Raw genomic sequence first — 521 nt, 5'->3', positions numbered from 1 at the left:
CCGGGACGAGACCTGCTGGCCGCGCCCCCACGACATCGACTTCCACCGCCCGGACAACCCGCACACCAGCTTCGGCGTCGGCGTCCACCGCTGCCTCGGCACGCATCTGGCGCGTCTGGAGATGCAGCTCCTCTTCGAGGAGTGGCACCGCCGGATCCCTGAGTACGCCATCGCCGAGGGCACCTCGCCCCGGGCCAGGCTGGTACGCGCCAACATCGGGATGGAGTCGCTTCGGCTGACGATCCCGACGGCGTGACCGCAGCGTCGCAAAGGCCGCTCCCGAGTGCCGGGAGCGGCTTTTCGCCACTTCGTGGCGAGCCCGGCCGAGGTGACCTCCCGGAATGCGGTGGGACGTCAGTCGAGGATCGCGGTGGCTTCGATCTCGACGAGGTGGTCGGGTACGTCCAGTGCCGCAACGCCCAGCAGCGTGGCCGGCGGGGTCGGGGTGACCCCCAGCTTCGCGGCCGCCCGAGAGATCCCCTCCAGGAGCGCGGGCATCTTGTCGGGCGTCCAGTCGACGA

The 521-nt window shown here is 70.8% G+C and carries 1 protein-coding gene and 1 pseudogene; one reads left to right on the top strand and one right to left on the bottom strand.

Going from position 1 to position 521, the window contains the following annotated elements; all coding sequences use genetic code 11:
• On the top strand, positions 1 to 256 hold a 256-nt coding region (locus CCN51_RS52450; RefSeq protein ID WP_143676267.1), incomplete at its 5' end, for a cytochrome P450.
• 98 nt (positions 257 to 354) lie between these two features.
• Here CCN51_RS52450 and CCN51_RS59045 read toward each other — a convergent pair.
• Positions 355 to 521 (bottom strand): annotated as a pseudogene (locus CCN51_RS59045) (RidA family protein); the annotation flags it as partial.

This window comes from Streptomyces milbemycinicus, assembly GCF_002154605.1.
GTDB lineage: Bacteria > Actinomycetota > Actinomycetes > Streptomycetales > Streptomycetaceae > Streptomyces > Streptomyces milbemycinicus.
Note: the sequence above shows the minus strand (reverse complement) of the source record. Positions and strands in the feature narration are given on the sequence as shown.